13 protein-coding genes are annotated in these 15,990 nt (G+C 58.4%); 7 read left to right on the top strand and 6 right to left on the bottom strand.

The window, feature by feature from the left end; translation table 11 throughout:
- Positions 1-17: 17 nt before the first annotated feature.
- From ACR0D8_RS03215 to ACR0D8_RS03190, 6 genes are all read left to right on the top strand, one after another.
- Positions 18-689, top strand: coding sequence for a winged helix-turn-helix transcriptional regulator (locus ACR0D8_RS03215; RefSeq protein ID WP_480644573.1), 672 nt, complete (start codon positions 18-20; stop codon positions 687-689).
- 80 nt (positions 690-769) lie between these two features.
- Positions 770-1,141 (top strand): EthD domain-containing protein, encoded by a 372-nt coding sequence (locus ACR0D8_RS03210; protein ID WP_480644572.1) that lies wholly within the window; start codon positions 770-772, stop codon positions 1,139-1,141.
- 167 nt (positions 1,142-1,308) lie between these two features.
- A complete protein-coding gene (xrtT, locus tag ACR0D8_RS03205) occupies positions 1,309-2,766 on the top strand; it encodes an exosortase T (RefSeq protein WP_480644571.1) in 1,458 nt (485 codons plus the stop codon).
- Positions 2,763-4,865, top strand: coding sequence for a VIT and vWA domain-containing protein (locus tag ACR0D8_RS03200; RefSeq protein ID WP_480644570.1), 2,103 nt, complete (start codon positions 2,763-2,765; stop codon positions 4,863-4,865). The genes xrtT and ACR0D8_RS03200 overlap by 4 nt, the downstream gene beginning before the upstream one ends.
- Positions 4,866-5,027: 162 nt before the next feature.
- Positions 5,028-5,714, top strand: a complete 687-nt coding sequence (locus tag ACR0D8_RS03195; RefSeq protein ID WP_480644569.1) for a response regulator transcription factor — start codon at positions 5,028-5,030, stop codon at positions 5,712-5,714.
- A gap of 35 nt (positions 5,715-5,749) precedes the next feature.
- Positions 5,750-7,285 carry an ATP-binding protein gene (locus tag ACR0D8_RS03190; RefSeq protein ID WP_480646348.1) on the top strand — a complete coding sequence of 512 codons (1,536 nt, stop codon included), beginning with the start codon at positions 5,750-5,752 and terminating at the stop codon, positions 7,283-7,285.
- A gap of 41 nt (positions 7,286-7,326) precedes the next feature.
- Here the strand turns inward: ACR0D8_RS03190 and ACR0D8_RS03185 are convergent, their stop codons facing one another.
- Complete coding sequence (locus tag ACR0D8_RS03185) at positions 7,327-9,183, bottom strand: SLC13 family permease (RefSeq protein ID WP_475163398.1); 1,857 nt, start codon at positions 9,181-9,183, stop codon at positions 7,327-7,329.
- Positions 9,184-9,409: 226 nt separating this feature from the next.
- On the opposite strand from ACR0D8_RS03185, the gene ACR0D8_RS03180 reads away from it, so the two are divergent.
- Positions 9,410-9,877, top strand: a complete 468-nt coding sequence (locus ACR0D8_RS03180; RefSeq protein WP_480644568.1) for a GNAT family N-acetyltransferase — start codon at positions 9,410-9,412, stop codon at positions 9,875-9,877.
- 63 nt (positions 9,878-9,940) lie between these two features.
- Here the strand turns inward: ACR0D8_RS03180 and ACR0D8_RS03175 are convergent, their stop codons facing one another.
- The 5 genes from ACR0D8_RS03175 to ACR0D8_RS03155 form a co-directional block, all read right to left on the bottom strand.
- Entirely contained in the window at positions 9,941-10,375 is a 435-nt protein-coding gene (locus ACR0D8_RS03175) for a hypothetical protein (protein ID WP_480644566.1), read from the bottom strand.
- Positions 10,372-12,435: a glycosyltransferase gene (locus tag ACR0D8_RS03170; RefSeq protein WP_480644565.1), complete on the bottom strand. Its 2,064-nt coding sequence runs from the start codon at positions 12,433-12,435 to the stop codon at positions 10,372-10,374. Before ACR0D8_RS03170 ends, ACR0D8_RS03175 begins: the two co-directional genes overlap by 4 nt.
- Positions 12,432-13,514 carry a hypothetical protein gene (locus ACR0D8_RS03165; RefSeq protein WP_480644564.1) on the bottom strand — a complete coding sequence of 361 codons (1,083 nt, stop codon included), beginning with the start codon at positions 13,512-13,514 and terminating at the stop codon, positions 12,432-12,434. The genes ACR0D8_RS03170 and ACR0D8_RS03165 overlap by 4 nt, the downstream gene beginning before the upstream one ends.
- 5 nt (positions 13,515-13,519) lie before the next feature.
- Positions 13,520-13,828 (bottom strand): hypothetical protein, encoded by a 309-nt coding sequence (locus ACR0D8_RS03160; RefSeq protein ID WP_480644563.1) that lies wholly within the window; start codon positions 13,826-13,828, stop codon positions 13,520-13,522.
- Between the two features lie 77 nt (positions 13,829-13,905).
- Positions 13,906-15,963: a hypothetical protein gene (locus ACR0D8_RS03155; protein ID WP_480644562.1), complete on the bottom strand. Its 2,058-nt coding sequence runs from the start codon at positions 15,961-15,963 to the stop codon at positions 13,906-13,908.
- Positions 15,964-15,990: the final 27 nt, after the last annotated feature.

Raw genomic sequence — 15,990 nt, 5'->3', positions numbered from 1 at the left:
AAAATCGTGAGGTTCGAATGGCCAGATCCCGGTCCTACAAATTGCTGTGCCCCATCGCCCGCGCGCTTGATCGGATCGGCGATCGCTGGACGTTGCTGATCCTTCGGGACCTGCATGCCGGTCCGGCCAGATTCTCGGATCTGCAACGCGGGCTGACCGGCATCGCCGCAAACCTGCTGACCGAAAGACTGGTGAAACTTGTAGACGATGGTCTGGTCGTCAAATCAGCGAGCGCACATGGCGCATCGGTTTATGAATTGTCCGAGTTGGGTGAGCTGACGTCCGACATCCTGCTTGATCTGGCGATGTTCGGCGCGCGCTTCGCCCCGGAACAGGACTTGGTCACTCCTGGCAACCTGAGAACGGTGGCCACCACACTCGGCGCGGCAGCCCGGCGCGTTGCCGGACCCGAGATGAGTTTCGATGCGGATTTCATCGTAGATGGCGAACACATGCATCTTTGTGTGCACGACGGGCAGGCCAGGATGACTTACGCGCCCTGCCCCAACCCGGATGTCGTTTTTTCCACCGGCTATTCGGACCTGCTTGCCGTTTCCGAAGGTGAAGTCGCCCCGACGGAATTTATGCGTGACCGAAGCCAACTGGAGGTGATGACGCCGGGCAAAGACATGGAATTCATGGACCTCATGAACCGTGTCGTGGGTTTCATGACCGAACACTCACAATAGACCGGACCGGCATCGATTTGGCCCGGTCGGAAATTCAGATAATACTATCCGCATCCGATCCCTGATAAGCGAAACCTCCGATGATTAAACTGATCATGTGTCTGCGCCGTCGCCCCGACATCAGCCGTGCTGAATTTCAGGATTACTGGCTGAACAAACACGGCCCTTTCTTCCAGAAAAACGCGGCCATCATGCGGTCCAAACGGTATGTGCAAAGTCATACACTGGACAGCCCGCTGAATGACGCGATGCGGGAATCCAGAAATATGCAGCCCGAATTCGATGGCGTGGCAGAGGTCTGGTTTTCTTCAGAAGCCGACCTGATCGATGCGATGGTCACGACGGAGGTGCAAGAACTAAGCGCCGCGCTTTTGCAGGACGAGGCCAATTTCGTCGATCACACACGCTCATCCGCGTTCATCGTGAAGGAACATGAACTCCCGACCCCGTGAACGGCGCTGCGGTCTATGGATGGGTTTAGGTGCATCGCCTGATCAGCGCGGCCTTCCAATCGGAACGATCCCGATACTGCGCCACCACATTCTAGACCGCATGTTCTGATCAAAATCTGCACAACTCGCGCAGGGTAAGTGCGCAATTGCCCGCCAGAATAGGCGGCATGAGATACCTGACATCACAGTCACTGGCCTGGTTCGCGTTGGCGGCGGCCTCGATCATTCTGGCCGCGCAGCCGGCGCGCTGGCTGGTCCAAAGCTGGATTAGCCCGACCTACGGATCTTACGGCTATGTCTTTGTGGCGCTGATCTTCGGCCTTGCCGGCCTCAGCCTGCTAAGCGGACGCCTCGCCGCATCGGAACCGCGTCCCCGCGTTCTGGCATTGCTGTTTCTTGCCGCCCTGATCCGACTGCTGGGGCAGGTTCTGGCGATCAACATTCTCAGCGCCTTGGCCCTTGCGGTCGATGTCTTCGCGCTGGTGCGGCTCTTTCGGCTCAATTCCCGACCATTTGCGCTGTCTCCGTTCTGGGTGGCTGTGCTGTTCCTGTTTTCGCTGCCGACAGAGATGGTTTTGCAGCGTACGATGGGGTTTCCGTTGCAGATGGTGTCGGCGGACCTTTCCTGCGCGATGCTCAAAGCACTGTTTGCAGACGTGGCCTGCGATGGCGTACGTATCACTCTGCAGGCGCGCGACATACTGGTGGACCTGCCCTGTTCCGGGGCGTCCGGCCTGTTGTTGTCGCTGGCCTTTGTCGTAACGCAGAACGCGGTGCTGCGACCCCGCTGGTATGTGGCCTGTCTGGGGCTTCTTGCGGTAATCGGCTGTGCCACCATCAACAACAGCCTGCGGATTTCGCTGTTGGCCATTGGTCTGGCGCACAATCTGGATGTCATGGCTGAGCCCTGGCATTCCCTGATCGGGTTGCTGACCCTTGGTCTGACCGTGCTGCCCTTCGCGCTGTTTTACCGGCCAAGCAGTGCGGATCGGTCTTGCAACGACGGCCCCGGGAACAAAGCAACGGGAAATCCCAAAAAGATCGGGGTGCCCACCAGCATGGCCTGTCTTGCAGGCAGCCTTGCTATCATTGGCCTGAAGGCAGACCCGGTGGATGTGTCGGGCACTGTGGCGTCCCCGGACCTGCCCGCGCAAATCAACGGGTTCCTGGCAACACAGGTTCCTCTGACCGCGATGGAGGCATCCTATTTTCAGGCGTTTGGAGGACAGGCGCAAAAAGCGCAGTTCGGCCCATTGGGGCTGAACGTCGTAAGCACCCGCGCACCATTGCGCCACCTTCACGCGCCCGAAATCTGTTTGCGCGGACTGGGCTATAAGGTGCGCTTTCTGGGCACCCGGTATGACGGTGTCCCCAGCGCCTATTACCGGGCGACCGGACCGGACGGGGATCAGTGGATGGTTGCCGTCAGCTACGTGGCGCAGTCCGGGCAGGTTACTCCCAGCGTGGGAGAGACGATCTGGCGCTGGATGAACGGATCCGATGGCACCTGGAGCAGCGTGCAGCGGATCACCCCATGGACATTGGACACCCGGCTTCGCGGCGAACTTGATGCGGCGGCGCTGACAGCACTCGACATTCAAACCATCAAGGGAACAGACGTATGATACGCAGGATTATTTGCATTTTCTTATTCACTTTGCCCGGGCTTTGGACCTCGGGCGTTCAGGCCAGGACAGCGGATGACATTGCCGGTCGTGTGATCGGAACCGGTGAGGCCGGACAGGTTGAACTGCCGCTTCTCAAATCCGATCTGACCGTGAATATTCAGGGTGATGTAGCGACGGTTCAGGTTCGCCAGGTTTTTGCGAACCCGTCCAGCGCGCCGATGTCGGCGGAATACCTGTTCCCTCTCAACCAACATGCGGCCGTTTACGCGATGCAGATGCAGGTTGGTGACGAAGTGGTTCAGGCGCAGATACAGCGTAAGGCCAAGGCTGAAGAGACCTTTAAGCAGGCGGAACAAGACGGTAAAGCCGCGGCCCTGCTGACTCAGCACCGCCCCAACATGTTCACGCAGAATATTGCTAACCTGATGCCGGGGCAGCCGGTAACCGTTACCCTCAGCTATGTTCAGGCGGTTCCAAAGATCGACGGATCCTATGAACTGGTGCTGCCGCTGGTGGTCGGGCCGCGCTATCAGGGGGCTGCGCAGCCCGCCCCCGACGCAGACAGAGACGTGACGTTGGCGGCCCACGCCGATGAAGAACCGGTTTCAGAAACTCCTCTGGTCGTTGACGGCTGGCAACTGGCCGATCTGCCGGAATACCCCCCGGTGATCGGTCTGAACCTTCCCGATGAGATTGGATATGATCGCGTCTCGCTGAGCGCGAACCTTCAGGCGGCCGTGCCGGTTTCCGGCCTGACCAGCGCAACCCACGATCTGAAGGTTGAACGCCGGGGTGACGAGGTTCAGGCGTCGTTCAGGGCCGGGCGGGTCATCGACAATCGTGATGTTATCCTGCGGTACGAACTGGGCGGCCCGACCACATCGGCAGGTGTCCTGTCTCACTTCGACGACCGCGGCGGCTTTGTGTCTTTGATGATCGAGCCCCCAAAGGTTCCCGATGCCGATCAGATCACTGCCCGAGAGCTGGTCTTCGTAATCGACACGTCGGGCTCTATGGGCGGCGCCCCCATGGATGCCGTCAAACACTTCATGACGGCGGCCCTGAACGGGCTCGGGCACCAGGATTACTTTCGGCTGATCCGGTTCTCTTCGGACGCTACCCAGTTTTCGGCGACTGCCATGCCCGCCACCAGAGGGAACGTCAGGGACGGGTTGCGTTTTGTGCGCAACTTGCAGGCGTCGGGCGGGACCGAGATCGACAACGCCATACGTACCGCCTTCGCCACCGGCCAGCCAAAAGACACGCTGCGCATCGTTGTCTTCCTCAGCGACGGGTATATCGGCAACGAAGCCGGCGTTCTGCGCACAATCCGGCGGCAGATTGGCGATGCCCGCATCTATGCCTTTGGCGTTGGCACCGCGGTGAACCGGTATTTGCTGGACGCCATGGCAGAAGAAGGGCGCGGCTATGCGCGCTATGTCGACCCGACCGAAGTAGCCTCGGACGTGGCAGAGACACTGGCGCGGGATCTGAAATCTCCGGTTCTCACGGATATAGCGGTGGACTGGGGCGGCCTGCAGGTTGCCGACGTCGTGCCCCGGCGTATCCCTGATCTTTTCGAAGGTGGGTCAGTTCGCGTTCTGGCGCGCTACGAGCAAGGCGGACCGGCGAACATTCAGATCAAAGGCCACGTGCAGGGCCGCGCGGCCGACATGCCCCTGTCGGTGAACCTGCCGACGACGCCCGCGCCTGAAACCGATCAGGACAAAGGAGCGTCGATCCCGCTGATCTGGGCGCGTTCCAGAATTTCGGATCTGGATCGCGCCATGGCCGTTCAGGACGGCGAGGAGGATCAGCTTCGGGAAAAGATCACCGATCTCGGGCTGCGCTTCAGCCTGCAAACCCGGTACACCTCGTTCGTCGCGGTTTCCAAAGCGGTTGTGAACGACGGCGACGTGCCGACGAAACGCACCTCGGTGCCCTTGCATCAGGTGGCCGGTGTCGGGGTCGGGGCCTATCCCAATCAGGGCTTCAGCGGATCCTCGACCCCCGAGCCGCAAACCCTGTTTGGTATCCTGACCCTGTTGGCGCTGGGGGCGTTGCGTTTAACACGGATGCGGAGGAAAGCGGCGTGAACAAGGTTCCGTACAAGCTGCACACCGATGCTTGGTGGCTGGATGGCGAAATCACCTGGCGCAAATCCCGGGGCTGCGGTCCCCCCAAGGGCCCACTTGACCGGGCAGACCGCATTGTGATCTGTGATCGTCATCATACAGGGCATTTACTGGCAGACGATTATGGCGAACCACATTCTGATCGTAGATGACGATGCCCGTATTCGCGATGTCGTGCGATTTGCCTTGGAGGATTCCGGGTTTCGGATTTCCGAGGCCGCGACTGGCCTGGAAGCGTTGGACCGGTTTTCCGAGACCGCTGCCGATCTGGTCGTTCTGGATATCGGCATGCCCGATATGGACGGGCTGGAAACCTGCAAGGCGCTGCGCAGAACCTCAAACGCTCCGGTCCTGTTCCTGACCGCCCGCGATGAAGAGATCGACCGTATCCTGGGGTTTCAACTGGGCGGCGACGACTATGTCACCAAGCCTTTCAGTCCACGGGAACTGGTGCTGCGGATCAAGGCCATTCTTGCCCGATCCGCAACCTATGCCGGTAAGGGTGCCGCCACTGTCCATCAGGATCTGGAACTGGACGAGACGGCCCATCGCTGCACACTGGCCGGAGCGGAAGTCCAACTGACCGGCATCGAATTTTCGGTGCTTTCGATCCTGGCAAAAACGCCGGACAGGGTTTTTTCCCGCACGCAGTTGATCGAGCTGGTATACGGGCAAAACACCTACCTTTCCGGCCGCACAGTGGACAGCCACATCCGCAACATCCGCCAGAAAGTCCGCGCGCTCGGCTACCCTGACCTGATCCAGACGGTGCATGGCGTCGGGGTCAAGTTGGGCAAGTGTCAGTGCTGAAGGTCACAAGAAAATGGCGGCCATCCTTGGCTCTGGTGATTTCGCTGGTCTGCATCGCACTGGTCGCCCTGCCCGTTTTGGGCGTTCTGGGTGCTCGCCTGTCCAGCAACCAGTTTGCTCGCGAAACCGAAAGAAGCCTGCTGGCACAGGCCGTCATCTTTGCCGAGGTTTACGCCACAGCCTTTGCCGAACATGAGCCATCGCCCGATATCGGCCACAGCCTGACCGACGAACAGGTCGAACGCCGATCGCAGGACTATCATCCCATCCCGCCCCGGCTGGATCTGTTTCGCGGATGGGTGTCGCCGCCAAGACCGGATCCTGTTGCGACTGACGCCAAAAACCGCCCACCTTATGGTGCGGTTTCCGACATCCTGTCCTCGCTGGCGGCAAGCGCGAAAAAAACCACGCTGTCCGGATATATCTTTCTTGATCACGCAGGTCAGGTCGTTGCCAGCACCGGAGAGGTCAGCGGTTCATTCGGCCACATCCCCGAAGTGGCACAGGCGTTGGCGGGTGAAACCGTCACTCTGCTGCGCTATCGGGATGATCAGACCCGGCGGCATTTGCTGAACTCAATCAGCCGTGACACGTCCTATCGTGTGTTTGTCGCCCATCCCGTTGTTGTCGATAACCGTGTAATCGGTGCCGTCTACCTGTCGCGCACACCGATAGATTTGCGCAAGTTTCTGTTTCAAGAACGCTATACGCTGGGCTCATTGGCCATATTCATGGTGCTTTCGGCCGGTCTTGTCGGCGCGCTGCTGTGGCGTCTGATTTCACAACCGATCCATGATCTCAGCAATCAAAGCAAGGATGTAGCCAGCGGCAAGAAGCCGGTTCCGGATCCGGTGCGCCATTACGGCGTGCGGGAACTGGCGGAACTGGGCAACAATGTCGTGTCAATGGCGGAAACTCTTTCAGAGCGCTCTGCCGCGCTGGAAACCTATACGACGCATGTCACCCATGAACTGAAATCACCGGTCACGGCAATCCTTGGCGCGGCGGAACTGTTGGATGGCGATCAACCGGACGCCGGTTCCGAACGCCACCAAAAGCTGGTGCGCAATATTCAGGAAGAAGGTTTGCGTCTGAACGCGTTGCTGGGACGGTTGCGCGAATTGGCCCGGGTGAGCGTTCAGGCCGATCGGACGCCCGCCGCGCTGGAAGATGTCGTTTCAGCAGCCGCGGCAGCGTTCAGCGATTTGAACGTCGCCCTTCACGCCGCCCCGGGCGTATCGCTACCATTGTCCGCGGAACAAGGGCAGATCGTCCTGCACCATCTGCTCCAGAACGCGCAACAACATGGTGCGACCAAGGTGGATGTAACGTTCCGCGCCACGCCGGACAGCCTTTTGATCGGGGACAATGGAAACGGAATTTCCGAACGAAACCGGGCGCGCATAACCGAGCCCTTCTTTACCACAAGGCGGAGCTCGGGCGGCACCGGCATGGGACTGGCGATCGTAGTGGCCGTGCTAAGGCAAGTCGGAGCAAGGATCGAAGCGCTGCCATCGGACAACGGCGCCGTTTTCCGGATCGAGTTTTCTGAAATTGAGGCCGACCGATAGGTATCGCAGCGAAGCAAAAGGCCGCGCGCAACCTGAACAGATCAATACAACACGTTGATCATCAACAGCGAAACAACCAGGAACAAGGCGGTCATGACCCCGCCTGAGCGCACGAAATCCATCACCTTGTACCCCGCCGGACCCATGATCAGCGCATTCACCTGATGCGTCGGAATGATGAAACTGTTCGACGTCGAAATCGCGACCGTCAGCGCGAAGACGGACGGGTTACCGCCTGCTGCAACCGCAATCGAAACCGCAAGCGGCACAAGCAACACGGTGGCGCCGACGTTGGACATTACCAGCGAAAAGGCCGTGGCCAGCACTGCAACGCCGGTCTGAAGCGACCAGATTGGCCAGCCGTCCAGAATGATCATGATTTGCTGGGCAATCCACGCGGCCGTTCCTGTATTCTGCACCGCCTGCCCCAACGGTATCAGGCAAGCCAGCAAGAACACGGTGTTCCAGCCAACGGCGCGATATGCCTCATCCACGCTGAGAACGCGGGTCAGCATCATACCCGCAGCACCCGTCAGCAGGCATAGCGAGAGACGCACGTCGGTAAACAAAATCAACGAAAGCGAAATTGCGAAGAACCCGACCGCCCAGCCAACCTTTTGTGGCCGAAGCTCATCCTGCGGGAAATCCGTTGTCACCACCACGAAATCCGGGTCACGCTTGATCCGCATCAGGTTGTCCCATCTTGTGTGGGCCACAAGCATGTCGCCGGCCTGAAACTTCTCAAGCCCGATCTGGGTGGACTCGTGCGTTTCGGTTTCCACATGGCTCAGCGTCTCCTCGCCCCGATGGATCGCCAAAAGCGACATGCCATATGTCTTGCGGAACAAAAGTTCGCGCGGGCATTTTCCGATCAACTTGCTGTCGGGGGTGACAACGACCTCGGCGATGCCGGCATTGGTGGGGGCAAATTCTTCGACAAAGATGTCCAGATCGGGAAGAACGGTCAGGCCGAACTTCTGCGCGAACTCCTCCACGACCCAGCGCCGCCCGATAATCGCCAGCCTGCAGGGTGCCGCGATTTCTGCGGTCAGAACCTGAACCATCGACGTTTTGCCGCGGTAAAAGGTTGAGATTATGTACAGATGGTTTTCGTGATTGATATCGGCCAGCACCTGCCCCACCAGCGGGCTGTCGGCGGGGACAACGACCTCAAAAACATCCGCCTTTAGCCCATAGACCCGTTGCAGATATTCCTGCGTCCCCTGCCCCGTTCCGGTGTTTTCGGACCCTTCCGCGCCCGGCAGCACCCAGCGGCCTAGCAGCAGGAAATAGGCGATGCCCGTCATGATCAGGGCCGCGCCGATCGGGGTCACCGAAAACAGGCCAAAAGGCTGCATCTTCTGTGTCTCGGGCAACCCTTCGTTGGCGGTCAGGATCAGATCGTTCAGAAGGATAAGCGGCGAGGAACCGACCATCGTCATCGTCCCGCCAAGAATGGCGCAGAACCCCATTGGCATCAGCAGGCGCGATAGTGGTATGCCCGATCTGGACGAAATCCGGCTGACGACGGGCAGGAACAGGGCGGCGGCACCGACATTCTGCATAAAGGATGAGATGACGCCGACAGTGCCGGAAATAATGGGCAAAACCCGGTTTTCGGATTTGCCGCCATATTTCAGAATAACGGCTGCCACCTTGTTCATGATGCCGGTCTTGTCCAGACCGGCCCCGACGATCATGACCGCGATGATCGAAATGACCGCGTTTGACGCAAATCCGTCGAACAGGTGCGGGACATTCGCAAGGTTCTCCAGCCCGGGCGCATAGCTGAGAAGACCGATGAGAACGAGAACAAGAATGGCCGAGAGGTCAATTCTGACCACCTCCGACACGAACAGAAAAACAGTGAAGGCCAAGAGAGCGCAAACCACGCCCATCTCGAACGTAAAGGCCACGTGTTCCAAAATCTTTACCCAGGCTTTGCTTTTCTACCTTCATTGAACAATTACCCCATCCCACATGCGCTGTCATGAAGTTTCGTTTCAACGCAGGAAAACGACACAAAATTTCCCGACACCAGCACAGGCCAATAGGCGCCAATTTGGCGTGTGTCCAATTGCCTGGGGTCTGGTTTGTTGTACTGTCAGTTCAATGGACGATGCGGTGACATATCATCGGCTTGATCAAGATAACGCTCAGCTACTTCTTGGTGCCGGAGTTTTCGACAACCCTGTCGACCCCGGGCAACTCGACGGGTTTCTGGCCGATGATGGGCACGAGTTGATCTTTGCCGTATTGGGACAAACAGTAATCGGCTTTGCGTCGGGCACGATTTTACTGCACCCGGACAAAGCACCGGCGCTCTTTGTCAACGAGGTTGGCGTTGCCCCCGATCATCAGCGTCAGGGCATAGCTCAGACATTGTGCAACATGCTGTTCGATGTGGCGCGCAACCGGGGGTGTCAGGGCATTTGGCTTGCCACAGAGGATGACAACACACCCGCGCGGGCCCTCTACCGGTCGCTGGGCGCGCGTGAGACAGGCGGGGTTGTCGTTTATGACTGGGATGGCGCAATGGATGCCGATCCCAGAAATACCGGCGAACAAGGGCTGGAAGATCAAGAGCGCTGAGCCAACTATAGCGCTTCGCGCCGCTTGTCCGGCAGGGAAACTCAGACCGGGAAGCCGGTTTCCCTAACTCAGAAGCCCGATTTCGTGTCCGTCAATAATAATGGCGAGATCCCAGAATTTTCTGATCTCTTCCTCGGCCGCCTGGGCTGCTTCGGGGTCTTCCGGAACACGCTCGACCCGGAAGCCGAACTGCTCAAATCCGCAGTAGTCCACGCGGCTTAGAATGATCGGAAAGACACCGCGCTCTGTCGCGGCGGAGGCGAGAAGCCGTGCCACATTGTATGGCATTTCCAGCGGTTCCAGAACCCGAATGCCAATATGCGCAGGTCCACCCGGATCGCGATCCCACAGCGCCACGGACGGCGCAAGACCCTGCTGCGGAAGCAGTACTTTCCCTTGTGGCCCCACGCCGCGCGTGTCCGTGACCAAATCGTCAAGACGCACCGGCTGTTTCGGTGACATTCTGCTGAGAATTTCGAACCAGGTCGTGTCCGTCATTTTCTGACTCCGGTCTCAGTTATCAATTCGGCAGCCTCCGCCGCGCCCGCTTGAGGCAGCTCAATGTCATGCAGCGCGGTCCGGAAGACGTCCAACCCATCGTTGTCCAGACAATCGGTCACGGTCCTTTCCAGCTTCATGAATTCCCTTTCGGTGATCAACGCGCACAGATCGCGGTCCGCCAACGCCCTGGCACGCCGTTCCTGATCGTCCAAATAGGGTGCCGACTGCGGGATCAGGATCGCGGGTATCTTGTGGTAGAGAAGTTCAAGAACCGAATTATACCCCGCCGCAGAGATGACCAGATCCGCAGACAGGCAAAGCTTGGTGGCTTCGAACGTCTGAACCACACGGGTATTCGTCCAGCCAAACGCCGCCGGCTGCACCGTACTTCCGGGCCAGATGACAATCAGATGCAGGCAATCCGGTCGGGTTTCCAACATCCCTGAAATCGCCTGAAGCTGCGCGGATCTGTCAGAGGCGACACCGCCGCCCAACATGCTGACGACCAACTGCCTGAAGTCACGCCCGAACCGTTCGGCCAGCCGCGCCCGGAGCTGATCGCGGTCGTCCGTGGATTGCGCCACCTGCCGGTATATCGGGCCAACATAGTGCACGTGGTCACCATAGCTGTAGGCATCGTTAAGCTCTTCGAAGGCTTCGGATGGCACGATGACACGGTCGAATACCGCCTCGCGCCGAAGCATGTTTTGTCGGGACCGGCCTTTGGGCCAAAGGCCGCGCCGGATCCAGACCGCTGACAGCCTGCGTTCCAGGATCACCCGGTAGACGGAATCGAAGACATGGCCGCCGTCGAAAACGATCCTGTCGTTTTCCTGTAACGCGGCCCCAAGACGTCGGTACGTCAGGATGTCGTTGCCATTGTAATTGTCCGTCGCATCGGTGCGCGAGACCAGCGGGATACAATCCAGACCTTCGCGACGCAAAAGCGGCACGCAACTGGGAAAGGCCGCGAAAACCCTGGGCATCGCGTCAGGCAACGCCTTGGCGACGATCGCACATCGCTGAGCATGGCCTAACCCTACCCCATTGGTCGGAAAGAACAGGGTTCTCTGGTCTTTTCGCTCGGCCTTTTGCAGTTTTGCGTGCAGTCCCGCCGCAGCCTCCAGTCGGGAAATGTCGACCATGTGGAGCCACCGGGATTTTGATGCCTGTTCCGCAATTTGCGGAATGTTTCCAAGTATCTTCCCGATCAGGTAACCGTCCAAAGCGAACAGAGTCTTTGGACCCAGCAAGGCCGGCGCGCCCGATGACATCAGAACTTCGTCCTCGGTGCAGTCTATCACGACCCCTCCGGCGGCCAGCAGTTCGACCGCAAGTGCCGCCATGCGAACACCGGCGATTCCGTGCCCGAACATCGCCAGAACGTCCGTTGAATTGGCCAGCGTGTGCGACGACAAATCGGTGTAAAGGTTGGCTGGCAAGTCGTGGAAGGACGACGCCTTGATCGCCTCGTTCTGTGCGCCACTTACAATGAGTTTCAGGTTATATGCGCCCTGATTGCTCATCCGTGACAGGCAGGACAGCGTTTCGGGGTTGTCCAGTTCGGTCGATCCAAGAACAACAGTGACGGAGGGCATTTCGCGCACAGGTCGTGAAGTCTTCCGAATTTCCGCAAACAATGGGCTGGCCGCAGAAGGCAGCACCGGTCGCGGTTGGAACTCGGTCAGGTCAATGACCGTAGCCTCACGCCCAAGCGCATAGGCCAAACGGGACTTGGCACCGACATAGCTTTGTTGGGTCGGAAATCGCCCTGTCGCAATCACCGGCACGTCCGCGCCAATCTGCCTTTGCCTGAGGGACGCGAGCAGCACGTCATCAATGTCCTCGGCGCCCAGCACAAAGACGGTTTCTGCTATGTGCTCGGTAGGGTCGACAAGAAACTTGGCCGCTTCGTAAATTCTGCCGCGCCCGGCATCTTCCGGCAGATACTCGGCACCGATACACGCATTGAAACCACGCGCGGTGAGTTGTTCAGCAAAGATCAGCTGCGCGTCAAACGACCGTAAGGAACGTGTGCCGGCCTCAACAAAGATCATACCGGCACCCCGCCGTCTGTTGTCAGAATTTTGGACAGCATCGCGCCGAAGTTCTGGGCCGAATAACGCTCCAACGCCTGTTGCGACTTGGATACTTGCTGATGATAGCGGCGCGGGTTGGCAACAAGGTCGGCAATGATCCCGTCTACTTCGCCGGGGCGGCAGCCAAGAACGGCATCGCCAAAGGTTTTGCCAATGTCGGGATTGGTCAGCACCACCTTGCCGGCAGCCAGTGCCTCGGTGATGACCCTTCCGAAGCTCTCTTGCCAGGTTGGAGCCGTGAAATACACGTAGAAATCAATCATTTCAAAGAACTCTTCCACACTTATGGCGTCGAAGGGAAGCAGCGTCCAATGCGCGCGGAGAACCCCGCCATCCAACAAAGCGTCTGCGCCGAGGATGACATTGCTCTGGGATTGTCTGGAAAAACACCGTTCCAGATCGGTTAAGGCCGGAAATTTCTCAAACCCCGGCCGTGAGTGCCTGCCGCGGCGGTCCCCGGGCTCTGCCCGGGGGGCGCTTACTTCGGTCTGGCAGATATTGAACCAATCGGTGTCGAGAACCTTCCACGGTTGTCTGACGCGGGACCCGGCCAACCAACCGGAAACAGTATCGCGGTTATACGGAGAGATTGGCGCGAGAGTTTTGCTCAGCGACAGCGTGGACGCTTCAATCTGATGCAGACAGGCGGCGACGTCGAACCCTTCCCCGCCCCCCGGGCGCAGAAAATTCTCGTGTGTGACCACGATCAGGTCCCGCGTAATGATCTTTGTGTCCAGCCTGTCCTGATGTTTCAAAAATGACGGGTTGTGCAAAATCACAAAATCCGCGCGTATCTGCGACGCATCCCAAATCAGCGGTATCCGCAATGCGTCAAGCACCCGGCGCAGCACCGGTGAAACGTGTTGGCTTTCACCGAACATCCTTGAGGTGATTGCATGCACTTCCAACTGACCGAAGTCCACGGCCACCTGTAATTCTGCCGCCACAGCGGCAGACGTGCCACCTGAGAACCTGGGCTCGATGACATAGGCAATCTTAGGACGGGCCGCGGGATTGATGACGTTGATCAGGGACATGGGTTTCAGTGCTGAAACGTGGTTTCATTCGCGGTGTCATCCGGATTGCGCGCCCCACTGGCAGCATAGTCGAAATCCAGATTTCCGGCAGAAGCCGCTTCGTAAAAGCTCTGTAGTTCCACCGACAACTCATCATTGCCCAAAAGCAAATCCGGGTTTCTTTGGAGATATGAATAGAGTGACTGGGTGTCATTGGTGGACAGGAACCCATCAATAGCCAACAGATGCTCAAGCGTCATTTCCGAACGCGCACCCTGCGTCGTTGCCAGAAGCAAAAGCGCGGTTACGATGCCCATTAGTCTGCTGTCAGTCATCTTCAAAAACCCGATAAATAATAGTTAACGTTATACTCAGTATGTTTCGGTCCTTTGGGATCAAGAACAATGAATGGTCATTGGTTTGTTGCAGTCCTAAGCTTTTTCAGGACCTGATTTTTCAGTTGATTGACCTGATTGTTTGCCGGGGCCGTGACCCTGCTTTTTCTAGTTGTCCGCTTGATCGCTGAACCACCGCTGCTTTTCCCGGCCAGCCAAAGCTCAATTATCCCACGCGGGGTTTTCGTGCGTGATCCTGTGAAGTCGCGTAACAAAGCGCCGGCATCTTCTGCAAGCGCCGCGGCTCGGGCAGCGTCCTGTCTGTGATAGAACCGGACATTGGATTGGCGGATCCCGAAGCCAACCCGCGCCGTCCCGTTTAATGCATGTCCCGAAGCCGTCAAATCCGTAACAACGGTGTTTACCGTATCAGCAGGAACGCTTTTGGGCGCATACAACCTGAATTCAGCACCGTTACCACCACCTGATATCGCTTCTGGTGCTTCAGTTTCCTCGACAGGGGGCAAGACCGGCTCAATCGGGTCGGTGGGTTCAGCGAGCGGCTCGATACTCACTGGTTGAGAGGGCTCCGGGACTAGCGCAATGTCGGCCTGCACGTCCGGGTTAAGGGCGGCTGTCTGCACCTCGTCCGTGGCGGGCTCTGTCAAAGCAGGTCCGGGCGACGGGACCACGAAATCCAGAACACCCATCGGGTCCGGACGGGAAAGGCCCGGATTGGCCAGGGCAATGCCAGGTCCTTGCGGTTCAGGCTGATATGCCGCGATCCGCACAGGAAGCGGCCCGTGATCCCCGTTGGAACCCGCAGGCTCGGGCGAGATCAAGGCGACCGGCTGAATTGAAACTACCGGCGGGCGTGGGGACGTAAGGACTGCGTTGATCAGGGAATCTATCGAATAGAGTTCTGCCGCGTCTTCATCCGATAAGGAAAACGCCGTGCCAAACAGTAAAGGAGTGTGTTGATACCGTGTAAATGTCGGACTCGCCTCGGGCCGCGGTTGGCTGCCGGTTATGCTCAGCGGAATCGTCGGGGGATCAAGGGCCAAGGCAGACGCCAGAACATTAGGGGCCGGGCGTACCAAGTTAGGCTCAAGAACTTCCACATTTCCGGACAGTTCCGGCAGAGCTGGCGCTACACCGACCAGACTGGCCAGTTCTTCGGTCTCGACCGGGTTTTCTTCGGGTGACACGGAACCCGTTGGCGCGTCCAACAAATCCGGCAACAGGTCGGATTGCTCCAGCGCATCGCTGGCAACAACAGGTTGCTGAGCCGGGAGTTGAACTGCCTCACGCCCCTGAAGCGACGCGACATCTACTGCTTCTGTTTGTATTGTTGCCGGTCCGGCACTCTCATGCGACCCCGACGCGCCCCATTCGGACAACAGAAAAAACACGGAGGACGACGCCACTACACCAATGGCGGCCCCAACCGCGATCGAGCCGAACTTGATCTTGCGGCGCGTTCTTCGCTGTTCGCCCATTTTATGAAGAAGCTTTTTCCGTAGCCGGTCGGCGACCTCTTCGGTGGACAGCTTCAGACCCGCCCTTAGACTTGGCTGATCATCTATTGCGTTTTCAGCCTTCGTTTCGCTGGGTGGCTGTGGCGGTTCGGCACTTGCGCTTTCCTGAGCCGGGTTGACCTCGTCCTGAACCTGCTCTTGCTCGGCGTTTTCCGGAGCGGGAGGTTTGTCTTCGGTCGGCGCGCTTTTCTGTTTCCCCGATTCAGCCGATTTCGCCTTCGCTTTTCTGACAATTTTACTGATCTGACTGTCATCCGACGCCTCGGCAGCGGGATTTTCCGACTCACTTGCGCGACGCGGACTTACCGCCGCACTTTGCTGAGGCGCCGGATTTGGCTGGTCCGAGGCGGGCTTTGGTTCACTTGCAGGCTTTTTACCTGTGGTTGATTGATCACCACTGTTCTGACCCGCTTTGGGTTTGGGCGCCGCCGCACCCTTTTGGGCACGTTCCGAAAGAGTTTCTTTCCGCTGAGTAATAGCTTTTTCAAGCACCTTCTGCCATTCAGGGGACTGTACGAAATCGTAAGTCCCCGGGACGACGTCGGCTTCATTTTTAGCAACCTTAGGTCGCGCTTTTGGGTCGCTGGCCTTGGTCATAAATCCCCCAAACTGGCCGCTTAAATA

The sequence above is a fragment of the Ruegeria sp. BG10 genome, assembly GCF_056538575.1.
This window is presented reverse-complemented; position numbering and strand designations above follow the sequence as displayed.

Bases quoted from the DNA above. Each gene is read 5' to 3' on its own strand.
- ACR0D8_RS03195 (WP_480644569.1), top strand. From the start codon at position 5,028: ATGGCGAACCACATTCTGATCGTAGATGACGATGCCCGTATTCGCGAT.
- ACR0D8_RS03215 (WP_480644573.1), top strand. From the start codon at position 18: ATGGCCAGATCCCGGTCCTACAAATTGCTGTGCCCCATCGCCCGCGCG.
- ACR0D8_RS03185 (WP_475163398.1), bottom strand. From the start codon at position 9,183: ATGGGCGTGGTTTGCGCTCTCTTGGCCTTCACTGTTTTTCTGTTCGTG.
- ACR0D8_RS03200 (WP_480644570.1), top strand. From the start codon at position 2,763: ATGATACGCAGGATTATTTGCATTTTCTTATTCACTTTGCCCGGGCTT.
- ACR0D8_RS03155 (WP_480644562.1), bottom strand. From the start codon at position 15,963: ATGACCAAGGCCAGCGACCCAAAAGCGCGACCTAAGGTTGCTAAAAAT.
- ACR0D8_RS03165 (WP_480644564.1), bottom strand. From the start codon at position 13,514: ATGTCCCTGATCAACGTCATCAATCCCGCGGCCCGTCCTAAGATTGCC.
- xrtT (WP_480644571.1), top strand. From the start codon at position 1,309: ATGAGATACCTGACATCACAGTCACTGGCCTGGTTCGCGTTGGCGGCG.
- ACR0D8_RS03175 (WP_480644566.1), bottom strand. From the start codon at position 10,375: ATGACGGACACGACCTGGTTCGAAATTCTCAGCAGAATGTCACCGAAA.
- ACR0D8_RS03170 (WP_480644565.1), bottom strand. From the start codon at position 12,435: ATGATCTTTGTTGAGGCCGGCACACGTTCCTTACGGTCGTTTGACGCG.
- ACR0D8_RS03210 (WP_480644572.1), top strand. From the start codon at position 770: ATGATTAAACTGATCATGTGTCTGCGCCGTCGCCCCGACATCAGCCGT.
- ACR0D8_RS03160 (WP_480644563.1), bottom strand. From the start codon at position 13,828: ATGACTGACAGCAGACTAATGGGCATCGTAACCGCGCTTTTGCTTCTG.